The 15,540-nt window shown below is 63.2% G+C and carries 15 protein-coding genes and 1 pseudogene; 13 read left to right on the forward strand and 3 right to left on the reverse strand.

Annotated features, from left to right (window positions below; genetic code table 11):
• Positions 1–5: 5 nt before the first annotated feature.
• The 3 genes from BFE01S_RS07120 to BFE01S_RS07135 all read right to left on the reverse strand — a co-directional run bounded on the left by BFE01S_RS07120 (position 6) and on the right by BFE01S_RS07135 (position 3,501).
• The gene (locus BFE01S_RS07120; protein ID WP_028224887.1) at positions 6–1,244 is read right to left on the reverse strand and encodes an SLC5/6 family protein; all 1,239 of its coding nucleotides are present in this window, start codon (positions 1,242–1,244) and stop codon (positions 6–8) included.
• Positions 1,238–2,188, reverse strand: coding sequence for a fatty acid desaturase family protein (locus tag BFE01S_RS07125; protein WP_028224888.1), 951 nt, complete (start codon positions 2,186–2,188; stop codon positions 1,238–1,240). Before BFE01S_RS07125 ends, BFE01S_RS07120 begins: the two co-directional genes overlap by 7 nt.
• 866 nt (positions 2,189–3,054) lie before the next feature.
• Positions 3,055–3,501: a helix-turn-helix domain-containing protein gene (locus BFE01S_RS07135; protein WP_028224889.1), complete on the reverse strand. Its 447-nt coding sequence runs from the start codon at positions 3,499–3,501 to the stop codon at positions 3,055–3,057.
• Positions 3,502–3,652: 151 nt separating this feature from the next.
• Here BFE01S_RS07135 and BFE01S_RS42815 point away from each other — a divergent pair, with 151 nt between their 5' ends.
• The 13 genes and pseudogenes from BFE01S_RS42815 (at position 3,653) to BFE01S_RS37750 (ending at position 15,495) form a co-directional block, all read left to right on the forward strand.
• Entirely contained in the window at positions 3,653–3,913 is a 261-nt protein-coding gene (locus BFE01S_RS42815; protein WP_080763890.1) for a helix-turn-helix transcriptional regulator, read from the forward strand.
• A 34-nt stretch (positions 3,914–3,947) separates the two neighbouring features.
• On the forward strand, positions 3,948–4,826 hold the full coding sequence (locus BFE01S_RS37730; RefSeq protein WP_039334728.1) for a ParA family protein: 879 nt from the start codon (positions 3,948–3,950) through the stop codon (positions 4,824–4,826).
• Positions 4,827–4,954: 128 nt separating this feature from the next.
• Positions 4,955–6,502: a ParB N-terminal domain-containing protein gene (locus BFE01S_RS07145; RefSeq protein ID WP_245621050.1), complete on the forward strand. Its 1,548-nt coding sequence runs from the start codon at positions 4,955–4,957 to the stop codon at positions 6,500–6,502.
• Positions 6,499–7,194 carry a hypothetical protein gene (locus BFE01S_RS42820; RefSeq protein WP_080982298.1) on the forward strand — a complete coding sequence of 232 codons (696 nt, stop codon included), beginning with the start codon at positions 6,499–6,501 and terminating at the stop codon, positions 7,192–7,194. Before BFE01S_RS07145 ends, BFE01S_RS42820 begins: the two co-directional genes overlap by 4 nt.
• Positions 7,163–7,627: a hypothetical protein gene (locus BFE01S_RS07155; RefSeq protein ID WP_028224892.1), complete on the forward strand. Its 465-nt coding sequence runs from the start codon at positions 7,163–7,165 to the stop codon at positions 7,625–7,627. Before BFE01S_RS42820 ends, BFE01S_RS07155 begins: the two co-directional genes overlap by 32 nt.
• Complete coding sequence (locus BFE01S_RS07160) at positions 7,624–9,231, forward strand: hypothetical protein (protein ID WP_028224893.1); 1,608 nt, start codon at positions 7,624–7,626, stop codon at positions 9,229–9,231. Before BFE01S_RS07155 ends, BFE01S_RS07160 begins: the two co-directional genes overlap by 4 nt.
• A gap of 298 nt (positions 9,232–9,529) precedes the next feature.
• The gene (locus BFE01S_RS07165; RefSeq protein WP_028224894.1) at positions 9,530–10,603 is read left to right on the forward strand and encodes a PFL_4669 family integrating conjugative element protein; all 1,074 of its coding nucleotides are present in this window, start codon (positions 9,530–9,532) and stop codon (positions 10,601–10,603) included.
• A 16-nt stretch (positions 10,604–10,619) separates the two neighbouring features.
• Positions 10,620–11,105: a hypothetical protein gene (locus BFE01S_RS07170; protein WP_028224895.1), complete on the forward strand. Its 486-nt coding sequence runs from the start codon at positions 10,620–10,622 to the stop codon at positions 11,103–11,105.
• A 131-nt stretch (positions 11,106–11,236) separates the two neighbouring features.
• Positions 11,237–11,806: a single-stranded DNA-binding protein gene (locus BFE01S_RS37735; RefSeq protein WP_080763848.1), complete on the forward strand. Its 570-nt coding sequence runs from the start codon at positions 11,237–11,239 to the stop codon at positions 11,804–11,806.
• A 330-nt stretch (positions 11,807–12,136) separates the two neighbouring features.
• Positions 12,137–13,243, forward strand: coding sequence for a DNA-methyltransferase (locus BFE01S_RS07185; RefSeq protein ID WP_042337304.1), 1,107 nt, complete (start codon positions 12,137–12,139; stop codon positions 13,241–13,243).
• Positions 13,240–13,683: pseudogene (locus BFE01S_RS46515) on the forward strand (DNA cytosine methyltransferase); the annotation flags it as partial. The gene BFE01S_RS07185 and the pseudogene BFE01S_RS46515, both read left to right, overlap by 4 nt.
• A complete protein-coding gene (locus tag BFE01S_RS37745) occupies positions 13,628–14,566 on the forward strand; it encodes a hypothetical protein (RefSeq protein WP_052420801.1) in 939 nt (312 codons plus the stop codon). The pseudogene BFE01S_RS46515 and the gene BFE01S_RS37745, both read left to right, overlap by 56 nt.
• A 131-nt stretch (positions 14,567–14,697) precedes the next feature.
• Positions 14,698–15,495, forward strand: a complete 798-nt coding sequence (locus BFE01S_RS37750; protein WP_174464442.1) for an adenine nucleotide alpha hydrolase family protein — start codon at positions 14,698–14,700, stop codon at positions 15,493–15,495.
• The last annotated feature ends 45 nt before the right edge of the window (positions 15,496–15,540 follow it).

Here is a 15,540-nt window from a genome sequence, read left to right on the forward strand (position 1 = left end):
CTTGGTCATGACCGGGCACCAAGCTGCGCGCAGATAAAATACCATGCGAGCAGCGGGGCGACGGACGCGAGCAGTCCCGTGGTCAGGGACATCCAGTTTGGCAGGTCCGCGATGTGCGCCCAGGACACGACTGCTGTGAGCAGGGAAGACATGCCGCCTGAGATCATCATCGGAAGAGCGCAGCGTCGTGCAGCGGGTTTTCCGGTCTGATCTAGCACAAACAGTACTCCGACTGCCGAAATGTAAATGGCGTTCAGCGAAACAATGGTTGAGACGATCGAGTACCCGTCGATAGCGATGATCGAGCAAATCGCGGTGATGAGACATTTTGATGTGAGTTCGTGGCGGCGGATGGAAGGATGCAAGTCCATCAATGCACTGCCCATTGCATGCGTGATGGCTGTTCCGGATCCAAGCGCCGCCAGCACGACAATGCCGAGGCAGATCGGGCCTGCGGGTCCACCGGTATGGAGCATGATCAAGGGGATTGCGCCGGCGTAGTCTGTAAGCCCAGACAGTTGTCCGCTATGAAGTGCTGCTACAACGGTGGCGGCTGGCAAAAATCCGGCAGCGATGAGAAAGATGCCCGCGAAGACGCAGCCAAGCCAGGCGTCCACCGGTCGACGCGCAGCGATGACGAACTGTTGATAGTCGGAACCGGTGAGTACCAGGAATCCAATGCCGCTCGCCATCGTGAGCGTTTCGATGGGAGGCGCAGTCCACACCCCGCGAATGAACGACGGCCACGCATGGAGGTAGACCGGCAATCCTCCTGATGTGACGAGCGCATGTAGCAATATCAGATTGCTGCCGAGCAGGCCAAATGTGAAAAGCAGAGCCGCGACGCCCAGGTCAACGGACGAGATTGCCAGCAGCGCAATGGAAGTTGCAAGCACTGAGTGAAATGTCGAAAATCCCACAGTTGCAAGGACGGCGACACTGCCGTGAATCTGCGCTGCGAGTACACCAGCCATCCACACGAGCGAGAGGAGTGCGACGGCCTTTCTCACAACTGGACCATACTGGTTTCCAAAGACCTCCCAAATCGGTTTGCCGGCAAACCAGAGTCTCTTTGCGATGAGGCCGAGCGCGAACATTCCAAACGCGGTCACGACGGCATAGAGGCTGCCCGCGATACCGGAATGAATGGCCATTTCGCCAGTGCCGAGCAAGAAGGCAATTCCACAACTCGCGGAGACGAGCAGTGCGGCGACATGAATGGCACCCAGATTGCGACCTACCATGGCTGTTCTCCTCTGGAATTCTCCCATTCCCGCACCACCGCATCGGGGCCGGAAAAGTAAGTGCGGGATACGCGTGCCGCGCGGGCGAAGCCCGGTAGCTCAAGGAGCCTTGCGTGTGCCTTCGGCAGGCGATGATACGGGACCGAGGGCATCAAGTGGTGGGTAAGGTGGTAGCCGTTGTTGTGCGGGTGAATGATCCAGCGCCACATGCTGCACGAGGAAATGTCGCGCGTGTAACTGAACACGCCGCCGGGTTCCCTACCGAAGTGGTCGCAGAATTCCCGAAAGGTGGTAATCGCATGGAACACGGTGGCCCTGGCGAGTATCCACAGGGCGATGAATGCGCCCGCAACGTGGGGTCCTGCGAGAAGCGTTACGCCACCCAGCACGCAGATCCACCAGACGACGATACCTGCTTTACGCGAAAATGTGACCTGTCGGGCGTGAAGGTGTCCAAAGATCGAGGCAGCCCATGTGCGCGGGGTCACCAGGACCACGAGGTAGGGATGCCGCCAGTTGTCGCCCGGAGCGGGACGAACGTCAATGTAGTCGGGATCTGACTTTGGGTCTCCGAGCCACGCGTGGTGGCGCGCGTGGGACTCGCAATACATGACCAGACTATTGAAAAGCGGAGGCGCAATAAACAGCCTTGCGACTACGTCATTGAGTTGACGCGAGGATGCAAGATTCCGGTGAGCGGCGTCGTGAAGAAGATTGCCTAGCGCCCGCTGCCGGTTGCCGATCCACGCAATGGCTGCGGGGGCGGAGTACCATCCAAAGCGATGAAAGAAAAGCATCGCACCGGCGATACTCAGCCAGTCAAAGGCGATATCTGCGATCACCCTTGATAGTATAGGGGCAGTCATCGCCTGACGTACCGCATTCCACCCAGGAAACACGGAGCGAATCAGGTTCTGATCGTGGATGATGGCACGATTCGTCATGGTAGCCTCGCCTGAAGATCAGTCGTGACAGCGCCAGCTGAAGCGTGCGTCTATTCACGCACATCGCTGGCAGAAACGGGACTTTCATCTTAGGAAACCAGGGAGGGTCGTACAGTCCGTTCAGCAAATTTGAACGGCGTTTAAACCCGGCGATCGGAACGCCCGAAGGATCGTCGACGAGGCGGCGGAACTTCCGACGCGATTGAGTCTGTCTTCATCCAGTGGGGCTTGAAGTCCAGAACCCGGGCTAACCTGCCAATGGTGATCTCAGGGATAGCTATGGCAATAGCTGTTCGAAGAACTTGCTCTAAATATTATTCAGGAAAGCTATTTAATGAGATATGAAAATCTTTGCGATTGATGCTAAATCCGTACTTTTGAGGACCATATGACAACCATCGCTGTGGTATGTATGGTGAGAATCGCAAGTCCGCCGCGGAGGCGTCCTGACGCTTGCCTGATCCATCCGCAGATAGACATCACGGATCGTGATTGCCGGGTGTTTGTTGGGAAGGCGGAGACAGGCGACGCTAGCGATCTTCGTTATCATGATCCTGCCGTAGCGAGATCTTGAGGCGCAGGCGGGATATTTCTCCGGACAAGACCAGGTGGATACGGACAGGCGAAGGAGGGACAACTTCTCTTCCGGTTGCGGGATGTTGGCGCAAGCGTATGGCGTCTCGCTCAATCTCTTCGCAGAGCTGTTCGATTTCCTTTCGTACCTCCTTCAGACGACCCATGATCTTCCTCACTGCGGATACACGATGGGACCGAAGTCGCAGCGCGTGTAGAACCTTCACGTCTGAAGAGTAGCCTGTCAAGTTAGCTTTCTGACCTCTGTTTAGTATTTTTGCGCGTCGCTCACGTCAAAGCGACGACCGGGTTAGACGGTCGACTCGCGCGTCGGCGAGGATGTCCCCACGGTTCTCGCCGAGAAGCTGACATTGCTCATACAGCAGCCCGATGAGCCGCGCTTTTTTTTTCGTTGCTAGCGATAGATCGAGGTTTTTTTCGATACGTGCGACCGTCGCGGTGACGGCCTCCAGTGTTCGCTGGTCAAGGCGGAACCGTACATCGCGGTCGAGCAGCATGCCACCTTCTCCCGTGAGCAACCACACGGGATCGACAGCACACTTCTCAAGCAAGGTACGGACAACGTCGATGGGAATAGCGCGCTCGCCCCGCTCGTAATTTGCATAGGCACGCAGTGATATACCGAGACGTCCGGCCATCTTTTCCTGGGACAGTTCGAGGTATTCGCGCACGTGCGCGAGGCGTTGATGGTAGTCGGCAGGATCAATGGCGCTTGACATGTGTGTCCTTCGTTTCTAGAGTGAATCCGTGCCTCGATTATAGGCACCATTGAGTACTGGACAAGTCTGGACGTGCCTGGCTCGGAAAAGTAAGTAATGGACAGGTCGTGCATCTTTGTACTGCCTTTTGTGTTGCGAGGAGGCCCCGACGGTGACGCGCTTTTATACGCTGGAGGAGATTGCGCGCGAGTTGCATATCGCGCCAGCCACCGCGCGTAACCGGCTGACGCTGGGGCAACCGATGCCTCCGTCGATCCGTATCGGGCGGCGGCGACTCTTTCCGGTCGACGGATTCGAGAGGTGGATTGCGTCGCAAATGACGCGGTCAGATTCCGAAGAAACGTCTCCGACAGAAACGATACCTCTGCCTGACATTTGTGTCTCACGCTGTACCTCAATACGCGAGTCCTGAGTTCACGTCATGATGTTGCACTGGAATTTCTACCGTGCCCGTTGTTATCTCCTTCGTTTCCACCAAGGGCGGCGTCGGTAAGACGACCGTTGCCGCCAATCTGGGCGGCCTGCTCGCAGCCTTCGGCATGAAGGTCCTCGCGATCGATGCAGATGTCCAGCCGAGTCTAAGCAAGTTCTTTCCCGTCCATTACCGCTCACCCCGCGGTCTGAGTGCTGTTGTAACCTCAGGTGGCAATCCCTCCGCGGACTGTATTAGCCGCACCATTTTTTCGAATCTCGATCTCATCTACTCCGATACGCCGGATGCAACGCTACAGTCGTGGCTCAACCGCCGTGAGGACCGATTGATGATCATGCGCCGCGCGATGCGAAGTCCGCTGCTGGAGCCCTACGACGTCGTGCTGATTGATACGCAGGGAGCGGTGGGTGAGCTGCAGAGGTCTGCTGCGATGGCAGCCGACTTTATGGTGTCGCCGGTGAAGCCCGATGCGCTGAGTGCGGGTGAGTTCGTCACAGGTACCATCGGCATGCTCGATCACCTGAACCGGCTGGCCGATTTCGGCGAGTCATTCCGCTCCGGGGATCTACTCGCGCTGATCAATGCGCATGAACGGACCGTCAACGCAAGGGTACTGGCTGCCGTACTTCGACAACGCTTCGCGAATCATCGGCGAGTCAGGGTGCTGGACACGGTCGTGCCGTCGGCTGCCGCGTACGCCGCGGCCGCGACCGCCCGCGTTCCTGTTCATGATTTCGATCGTCGGCGAAGGTTCGGCAATTCCGCATGGAACGTCATGCATCGCCTGGCCTGGGAACTATTCCCGTCGCTGGCCCAGGTCTATGCGGGTTCACCACGACCGGTGATGGATGGCAGCGATACTGTCGGCGACCCGTGCGGGGCGGTGGCATGAGCGCATCTGGGACTGCGAGAAGTCCGGGGAGGGAAATAGCCGCTGCGCGACGGCTGGGCGTTCCTGCTCCGGGACCACAGGCGCGCGAGCCGGAACTGACATCGGTCATCCGGTTAAGGATCAACGAGGTGGTGGTCTATGAGCGCAACCCGCGGCGTGTTTCCAATGAGCGCATCGTTGAGCTGAAAGAGTCGATCCGCGCGAACGGAATCGAGCAGATCGTAACCGTGACGCGCAGACCCGGCGAAACCCGATACGTCGTCGCGAAGGGCGGTAATTCGCGCGTGACAGCAGCAACGGCACTCTACGATGAGACCGGCGACGAGCGATTCCTCTACTACGATTTCGTCTGCGTTCCGTATCCCGGGGAGGCCAGGCTGCTGGCCGCCCATCTGCGCGAGAACGACCAGCGCTCCGACCTGTGTTTCTGGGACAAGGCGAATGGTTATCTCGCGCTCAAGGCGGATATGGAAAAGGAGCAGGGCACCACGCTGTCATTGCGCGAATTTTCGCGATTGCTCGAGGAAGAGGGCACACCCGTCAGTCACGTCCTGCTCTCACTGTTCCAGTTTGCCGTCGATCGACTTTCCGCACTGGGCCCCGCTACGGAATACCTGAGCCGGCGTGTGCTCGTTGACATGATCCAGCCGGCGATGGGCGCACTGATCCGGCTCACGCGCCGCCTGGGATTCGATGATGCCTGGCTCCAGCACCATGTGATCGATCCGGCACTGCTGCAGGTTGCGGCCGACTTCCCCCCGGAGACCATGCAGGATCACCATCCAGCGGCCCTGGCCTTGGATGCGGGGAATCTCATTCGAGGCTTTCGATCGCGCTGCGCGGTTGCGCTGGGAGTTTCCATGGAAGGTCTGGACCGTATGAGCCATCTCCTTGAGCATGCTCCCGATGTCGGCGCGGATGAGTTGCGGCACGCCGCAGAGCACCCCGCCATTGAGAGCTCGGTGGAAGCCGAAGGGGGTAAGCCGGAGTCCGTGTCCTCGCCGCACATTCCAGGTGAGACGCGTGCAGGCGACATTGCCGGGCACGGCATCGCCGTTCGGGAGAGGGAGCCGCATGCTTCGCTGAACGATGATCCCCCGGCCACCGAATCGATCAACTGGCCCGCGTCATCGACGGTTGTTCCAGCAGCGAGCGTGGAACTGGCCGCCGCAGCTTTCCGTGACGCACTGAACGCGTTTGCGGACACGTGCGGGCTCGAAGGATGTGTCCGGGATGCGCCCGGCCTGCCTTATGGTTTCATGGTCGAACCGCCGCTACCGGAGCCTTCGCAGCCATCGCTGGATGACCAGGCGCGCCTGAATGCTGACGGGCTGAACCGGTATCTCGGCTGGTGGTGGCTGGTCAGCCTGTCGCGACAGAACACGGCATCTGGCCTTGACCACGTACCGAAGCAAAGCGTGTATGCGCGCATGGCGCGCGATGAAGATTACTGGGCGCGGATCTGTGATTCCTGTGTCGGGGAGCCCCTGCTGGGTGACCGCATGGATGTGATGTTTGCCGCCATGCTCAACCCCGACAGACCCATCGGGCTGTGGTGGTCCGAACTCGTGCACGCCGCCCGTGCGTTCCGGGTTGCCTGTCCCGAGCGCTTCCGCCCACCGCGATGGAACGAGCTGGATGCGGTCGAGCGGCTACTGCGTGGGGAGGGAGCATGAAGCCGGGGTTCTTTCCCCTTCCGGATGCCGCCATCGGGCACATCGTGCTACTGGAACTGATCCAGCTGTCACGCATGGACAGCAATCGATTTCATTGTATTGATACGGACTGCAAAGTTTCATGTGAAACATCGAATGATGAAGAAAGGAGGGCAGGAAATGGTCTGCCTGTCTCCGTTCGGCGCGTGCTTGCCGACGCACGTACCGGGGCACTGATCGATGCGCTGGTTGCTTCTGGTGCGCTGCGCGTACTCGTCGACCTCGATGTTCTGCAGCGACGCTGTGAACTGATCGCGCGGCAGTGGCACGACGAGCGCCTGCTCCATGCGTTTGTCCGGGCGCAGGCGAGCGCTCCGATGATCCGGCGGTTCTTTCGTACCGCGACGCGCTCCTCCATCTCCCGCCTGCGCAGGGAGATGAACGTTCCCGCGCCCGCCAAGCCACGCATGCCGGCAGCCCGCGAGACCGACACATTGTTGTCGCGCTGGCATAGCCTGCGGGACATCACCGATGTCCGTGAGCGTTATCTGGCGTTGCATCGCGAGTGCGATGGCGCGTGGTCGCTTGCCTCGCTCTTTGCCGCACTGGACAGCGCGGCGAACCCGGATGCGGCCTCATCGGTCTGCGTCCGTCCTTCCCCGAACTCAAGGGAGTCTCACCATGTACGATATGCGCCTAGACCCGGAGGGTAACCTGTTGCCGGGCAAAAGCTGGGATGATCCGCCCGGACCGCCACCTGCGGAAACGGAACTGATGCTGTCGATGCTCGACATGCCCATCACTATCGACCGCTGCTTCGTCGAGATATGCGGAGACATGCCGGCAGCAGCTGTATTGACCGAGCTGTCGACGATCGAGAGCGAGGCTGGCTGTCGCGACCAGTGGCTGACGGTCACACCCGGCGAACTGGAACGGCGCCTCGCGCTGTCCGAGCGGCAACAGCGTGCTGCCCGTCGTGTACTGCGCGTGAAGGGCCTGATTGGACACCGGAGAAAGGGACCGGGGCCTGCGGATGAGTACCGTCTGCTCTGGCCGGTGATCATGGCCCAGTTGCGGCAGAAGGCCGCCGAGCGCACGGCGCACATCGCATGGCCGCCGCGGCGGCCGGAAGGAGTGCAGCCATGATGCAAGGATCGCCACCCTATCTGGAGGACTTCGAGGACCTGTGGTTTGCCCTCAAGCCGTACCGGCCCATCGCGTTCGGGACACGTCTTGCGCGGATCACAGGCCATCCGAAAGATGCCATGCTGCTCTCGCAGCTCGTCTACTGGACGCGACGCGGGCGCGACGTCGGTAGCAACGGCGGCTGGGTCCACAAGACGCGGGAACACTGGTTCGCCGAAACCGGGCTGTCGCGTGAGGAGCAGGAGAATGCGCGGCGCCGTCTGCGCGACAGGAACCTGGTCATGGAATGGCGGGGCGGTCGCCCGGCGTGCCTGCATTACCGCCTGGATGTCCGGGCGATGTCGACAGCGGTGCGGACCAGTTGCCGGATGGTCGGACCGCTGCCCGCGTCGATCGAGGCGATCCGTACGGACGAGGGGGCGATGCAGGAACTGCTCGGGCCGACGGTGGCCTTCCGGCGGGTCTTCGTCGATCTCGTCGGGAACGTCAACGCCGCGCTGCTGCTCTCGCGTATGGTGCAGCTTCAGCGTCGGGAAGCAGACCAGCAGGCTACGTGGTTCACCCAGAGCGGGCTGGAATGGCAGCGCTCGCTCGGGTTGAACCGCGTGCAGCAGGAGAATGCCCGGCGCCGGCTGGTCCGGCAGGGCCTGATTCGCGAACTGACACGCCCGAACACCGGCAAACGGGTGTTCACGCAGATCAACGCGACGGAGTTGCGGCACCAGCTCGAGCGGCTGGTCTCCCGCATCGATGTTCGTGACCGGCTCGCAACCCGCAAGGCGCTGATCGCGCGCGGCGCACGGGAAGGGAGCGCGACGCCAGGGACGGAAGCATTTGTCGCTGTTACCCGGGGTAACAGTGGGAGCCCGGTTTGTCCAGCGATGTTCGCAGGCGTTGTTACCCCGGGTAACAGCCCGGGGGGGACGGTGCACATTCCCGATGTCGGCCCCGTCGTCGCGTTTCAAAACCCGCCAACCCGAAGTCTCCAACCCGGTCAGGAAGCAGGGATGCAGTTACCGTCGGAGAGTTTGGTGCGTTACCGATGGCGACAAACGTACGGTTCCAACGCGCGCGCGTATACGAGGATTACATATTCGACTACGACAACCACCGGCTTCGCCTTGGGAACCCGCTACGTATGCCCGGTTGTCGTGGGGACGAAGCGATATGCCGATGTCGCGGCGGACGACGCCAGCGGCGACGGGCTTGTCTGGCCTGCCATGCTGCACGCGGTCGAGTACCCGCTGGTTGCGGCGCACCTCGAACGCGTTCCTTTCCGGGACCGTCAGGTGCTGCTCGATGAAATGGCATCCTGCCACCGGCACCGGCCTGTGCAGTCGCCGGTCGCCTACATCGCGGGGCTGGTGCGCCGCTGTCTCGCAGGCGACTTCGTGCCGGCACGAGCCCATCTCGAACGCGCCGCGCGTGAGCGTGCACACGCAGTCGAGGGCGCGGTGACTGCCAGCTTCGACCACGACGGTTCCGGGAGCGAGCCTGGACGGCCACATGCCTCGACGCCCGAGACGGCGCGACTGCATCTTGCCGCCATCCGCGCCGGGCTGAAGCAGGCGCGGTTCACGCAGGCCGGAGCCGGCCATGCGTGACGTGTGTCTCTCGCGCCCGTCGCAGACAGCCTCCAGTGCTCCTGTTACCCCGGGTAACACTCCGCGGCCCCGGTTTCTTTCCGCCGATCCTGCGAAAGGGGGATTTCGGCCGGAATGTGCAAAGGGCACGCATCGTCCCATCTTTATCCGCGCAGCCCGGCAATTGACGCTGCTACCCCGGGTAACGGTCGTTGGGCAATTCGCGATTCCCGTTCGGGAGGAATGCCTGTTACCCGGGGGACAGCCCGGTAACGAACCCTTTCCGTCGATTCTGATTCTGCTCATGAGGAGTCTGTTTATGGACACGCAGCCAGCCGGCGTCGACCCGTCAGTCGATTCGTCCGTTGATGCCTTTGCCCGTTCACCGTCGTCGCCGTTTGCCGACGGCTACGACCTGGAATCCGAGCGCGTCGCGCTCGCCCATCTGATTGCTTCGGATGACCCCGACCCGGCCGATCCGCTCTTCGGGCGCTACCAGCTCTTTCTCGAACGGGAGGAGTCGCTCGATCACCAGCAGCAGGTGCATGCGCTGCGTCAGGGTGGCGATCCCCTTGTCAGGCCACATGAGGCCAGCGAGATCAACCGGATCGGTCAGCTCACGAGCGAGGGCGGCGACCGGATGCGGCTGCATACGCGCGATGCGATGCGCCTGTTCCTGGGGCGCGCCGTCGCTCCGGGTGAATCCGGTCATGCCATGGCAGGCGGGCGGCGCGTAGCGGCGGCGCTGCGCGCGCTCTGGTCTCTCTCGGGCAACGACAATCCCTATGCCGACTGGAAGCTCGTCGAGATTGCCGAACGGATCACCGGCATCCGGCGTGCCAACGAGCTGGAACAGCAGCACGTACGGCAACTGCTGGATGCCGCGCGCGAGAAGGGGCTCGATTTCGCGGTGCTGCAGTCACGCGAACCAGCCCAGGTGTCGCTGGGGTTTGGCTCCCCCTATGGCTACATGATCGTGATGCTGCTGGTCGAGATCGACTGGCTGGTGCGGCTCGTGCGATCGGCCGTGCTGCGGGACCTGATGGCCTCCAGCGAGGGCGTGCGGCGGATCGGCTTCGCGAAACACCGGTGCCTGTCGGTGTTTCATTTCGCGGTGCACTGCCAGCGCGTGCTCACCCGCCCCGAGCTGCTGCCGCTTTCACGTGTCGATTTCCTGCCCAATGCGGACACTGCCGCAGCCCGGCGGGTCGAAGCCGCACGGGCACTGCTCGGTGCGATCCCCCGGGACGTCTTTACCGGCGAGCGCGAACCCCGTCACAGCCGCCGGCGTGTGAGCCAGCTGTCGCACGCCGAACTGCGGCTGCTCGACAGCGTGCCGCTGTCCGGGGACGACGCCGATGCGAAAGCTGCGGCAAACACGCTGGTGCAATGACACGAGGACTGCGGCAATGACGGACCGACCTTCCCATCTGGATCGACGTACAAAGGCCTTTAAGGGTAAGGGGGACCCGCTGGCCGAACCGCGCGCATTGCACGTCTCGCGCGTGGCCGGGCGAACCGGCTTCAAGGTGCTGCTGCGCTCGTACGAACACTGGCTTGACGAGACGGTGACCGAGATGGGCGCGCTGGCGCAGGAGAGCGCGACAGCGGGGCTCGATGCGTCGCTGCGCTGTGTGCGCGTCGTGCTGGCGAGCGGCGCGACGCGTCATCGTCTCGACTGGTTCATGCGCGGCGAGCCGCATGCGGTGCCGTACTCGCGCGTGCAGTCCTGTTTCAGCCGGATACCGGCACCGTTGCGCGCTTATCTGCAGCAGTGTCATTCGCGTGCGAAGGAGCTCAATGCGCTCGAATCGGTATTTCGATATGCGGCCAGCCAGCTCGCGATGTATCTGGATCACGGCACAGTCAAGGTTCGTCGGATCGACGACACGTGATCCGCGCAGCGAGATATGCGGATGAGGTAACCGCGGCATCGCCAAGCTGACGCAGAGCAGCCGTTGACAATAGCAGTCAGTGGACAGCGCGTTCGATTCACTGGGGCAACCCATGATGAACGGAGTCCGCAATGGGCATCTATGCAGAACTGGTCGGCAACGTACTGGCGTCGCCGACGATGAAACAGGTCAACACCGCTGGCGTCGCGCGACGCATCGTCGAGCTGCGCGTCATGTCGGCCAGCTACCGGCGCCTCGACGACGGGACGCTGGAGCAGCGTGACGGCCGCACTTTCCCCGTTGACGTCACGATCTGGAACGAGCGTCTCACCGAGCGCGTCCTGCAGCATATCCGCACCGGTGCGAGTGTCGTCGTACGCGGCGACTTCTATGTCAACCCCTGGATCAACCGCGACAACGAGGCCGATGCCGGTGCGCATATCGATGCCGAGTCGATCTCGCTGAATCTCGTGCGGATCGACCAGGTGGTGTATCGCCCGCGCCAGCCTCGCGAAGGCTCCGATCCGGCATCGGACGGCACAGCGGACGATCCGGCGGCCGGCACCAGGGAGGGATCACAGGAGTCTGCCGGGCAGGCCGGAGACGAACGGCCCCAGGGCGGCGGGGCCGGCGGTACCGGCGAGCCGGCACAGGCTGCCGGCCGGCGTCCGCGTCGCGCGCCCGGTACCGCCGCACGGTAGTCCACGTTTTCATTCCACGCGCACGGTGGGTTGATATGCCCCGTGCGCGGCTACCCTGGCGGAGGAAGACGTGGAGCTCACGTACGTTGTGTGTCCGGCATGGCCGGACGCGGCGGAACTCAGGATGTTGCGGGTGCTGCTGGCCGAGGGCGCAATCGCTTCCCGGAGTCGCGCGTATGCCGTGCAGTTTCACGGCTGGCGCGTCCGTGTCTGGCAGGCTGGTGGCCCGTTGTGGCGCCGGCTGCAGATCGGGATTTGGTGCCCTGAGGGTGGGTTGTGCGCGTGGGCCAGCCTGCCCGCGGGATGTCGCCATGACGGCGAGGTTTTTCAATGACCGCGCCACGCTGGATCGACGCCTGCCACTTTGGGGATTGCCGGTTACTGATGGCACGCATGGCAGCCGACGGGGTGCGGGCACAGACCGTGGTGACCAGCCCGCCGTACTACGGGCTGCGCTCGTATCTGCCGGAAGACGCTCCTGACCGGCATCACGAACTCGGACTTGAACGCACACCGCGCGAGTACGTGGCACAGATGGTCGACGTGTTCCGGCATGTGCGCAGCCTGCTGGTCGAGGACGGGACGGTCTGGCTGTCCATCGGCGACAGCTACGCTGCCAGGCGCTCCTGGCAGGCGCACAGCACCATGGGAGGTCGCAAGCACGGACCGGCGCAAGGTGTCGCCGGCCGTTCCAGTGCGGTTCCGCCTGGTCTGAAAGCGAAGGACCTGGTCGGGATTCCCTGGATGCTGGCCTTCGCCCTACGCGACGATGGCTGGTATCTGCGTTCGGCCATTGTCTGGGCCAAGCCCAACGGGATGCCGGGCAGCCAGCTTGACCGGCCAACGTCCTCCTACGAGTACGTGTTCCTGCTGTCGAGGCGCGCGCGATACTACAGCGACTTCGATGCGATCAGGACACCACCGCGTGAATCGACGCTCGTGCGTCTTGCACAGGATGTGCAGGCGCAGGCCGGGAGTCATCGTGCCAACGGTGGCACGCGTGCCGTGCGTCCGATGCGGGCTGCCGCCGGAAGTCGCGGCGGGCACCACTGGACAACCCGTGACGGGCGCAGGGAGATCGTCGCCGACAAGCAACGGGGACATTCACGTCGGCACGCAGGGTTCAACGAACGATGTGCTGCTGACCCGGGCGCGGCCATGCGGCCCGTGATGATGCGCGACGTCTGGTTTGTGTCGCCGGGTGGCTATCGGGGCGCGCACTTCGCCGTCATGCCGCCCGAAATCGCGCGGCGTTGTGTACTCGCCGGCAGCAGGCCCGGCGACGTCGTGCTCGATCCGTTTATGGGCAGCGGCACGACGGCTGCGATGGCCGTGGGTCTCGGGCGTCACTTCGTGGGGTGTGAACTGAACCCCACCTACGCCTCGCTGCAGCGCGAGCGTCTCTCGCGGGCGAGGCCGGGCGGTGACACGCCATGACTGCCTGGTACAACGAGCACGACCCGTACGCGGCCCAGTGGCTGCGCAACCTGATCGCCGCGGGTCTGATTGCTCCCGGCGACGTCGACGAAAGGGATATCCGCGATGTCACGCCACAGGAGCTTGTCCGCTATGACCAGTGCCACTTCTTCGCAGGCATCGGCACGTGGTCGTACGCGCTGCGTCTCGCCGGTTGGCCGGACTACCGCCCGGTCTGGACCGGCAGTTGCCCGTGCCAGCCGTTCAGCGCGGCCGGCCGCGGGCTTGGATTTGCCGACGAGCGGCACCTCTGGCCTGAGTGGTTCCGCCTCATCGCGCAGTGCCGCCCTGGCATCGTGTTTGGCGAGCAGGTTGCAAGCCGCGACGGCCTTGACTGGCTCGACCTTGTTCACGCTGACCTGGAAGGTGCGGACTACGCCGTCGGGGCGGTCGATCTCTGCGCTGCGGGCGTCGGTGCGCCGCACATCCGGCAGCGCCTGTGGTTCGTGGCCCACGCCGCTCGCGCAGCATGCGAACGGCACGCCGGAGGCTTTCCTCGATCGCAAGCGCCGTGCGGTGGCCCGCGGCGTGCGCATGGGCGTATCGCTGACCGACCTGCAAATGGTCGCGCAGCTCGCCGCCTACTGGCCGACGCCCACCTGTCCGAACGGCGGACGCACGCCGAAGGGCGGCCAGATGTCACCGACCGGGCGAACGCCCGATGGGCGCAAGCGCCAGGTCGATCTGGCGTGGATCGCCAGGCTCGCGTCATGGCCCAGTCCGCAGGCAAGCAATGCGACCGGCGGCGGGCAGCCGAAGCGGGCGGCGGGAGCCACGCGGCACGGCTCGAACCTGAACGACTTTGCGATGCTGGCGGCGTGGCCGACGCCGACCGCCTCGCTGGCCTCCAAGAACGTGCGCTCGCTCGCGGGCGCGCTTGCCGAAGTGGAACGACGGGGCGGTCCCCAAGATCTGTGCACGGCGGCGATGCTCGCGATGGCCGCGCAGGTCGGGTTGCCCGGCAGCGAGACAGGGACGCCGGCGGGGTGGCGCACGCCGACGAGTCTTTCCCCGGCGCGCGACGGCCGCAGCGCGGCCGGCAATTCCGCAGGGCTGGTCGCCATACGCGAACGGGCGCTTGCCATGCTCCCGGTCCGGCTAACGGCATCTGGAGAAATGCTGACTGGATTGGATGCCGGGACGGCCGGTTCCGGCCAGTTGAACCCGGCACATTCCCGCTGGTTGATGGCGCTTCCGCCCGTCTGGGGCGATTGCGCGCCTACGGCAACGCGATCGTCGCGGAGGCTGCCGCGGCGTTCATCCGGGCAGCAGACGAAGCGCTGAATGCCATTCCTGCGAATTCGTGACGACATGAAATTCAGTATTCCTTATCAGGTGATAACATGACGCATCCTGCGTACTAGATCCAGGGGCCGGCCCAGATCTGTTTCTCCGGCGGTCGTACGAGCGGCTATATGTTGCACCAGATACTTGAGGCAAACGATGGTTTGCCACAGGATTGCCATGTCACATTCGAGAACACAGGGCAGGAGCGTGAGGAAACGCTGGTGTTCGTCCAAGAGTGCAGCCGTCGCTGGCACGTTCCCGTGCGCTGGCTCGAATGGGTCAGCGGGCAGGGACCGGGCGGCTTCCGTCGGCCCGAATGGCGGTACGTCAACTTCGGTTCGGCCTCGCGCAAGGGTGAACCTTTCGCGAGGCTCATCGCCCAGAAGCGTTACCTGCCGAACGTCCGGCATCGGCTGTGTACCAGCAACCTGAAGGTCCGTGTGGGTGAGGCGTTCATGCGCTCGCCCGGCTATCAGGATTGGGACTCGGTGCTGGGCATCCGCGCCGATGAGCCACGGCGGGTCGCACGCATGCTTGCACCCGGCCGCGACAATAGTGCCGGCCTGCCGTGCCTGCCGCTCGTACGCGCGGATGTCACGAAGGCTGACGTGCTGCACTGGTGGTCGAGGCAACCGTTCAATCTTGCGCTGGATCCCGCTGGCGATCTGGGCAACTGCGACCTGTGTTTCCTGAAGGGTCGACGCAAACTCGTCAGCGCGATCCGGGCAGACCGTACACGGGTTGTCTGGTGGCTCGACCAGGAGCATCTGAGCGGCCAGCGGTTTCTCACCGGATATGCCAGCTATGCCGATCTGCTGCGCGAAGCCGATTTCCTTGACCGGCAACTCGAACTGGACGGGCTGGAGCCGCCCGACCTGGACCGCGAGTCGACCGCGCCGCTCGTCGACTGCCGGTGCGGCGACTGATCGGTTCCATAACATTTTCTCCACGCGCGTCAGCAGGGAAGCGGA

Origin of the sequence: Paraburkholderia ferrariae NBRC 106233 (genome assembly GCF_000685035.1) — a bacterium.
GTDB lineage: Bacteria > Pseudomonadota > Gammaproteobacteria > Burkholderiales > Burkholderiaceae > Paraburkholderia > Paraburkholderia ferrariae.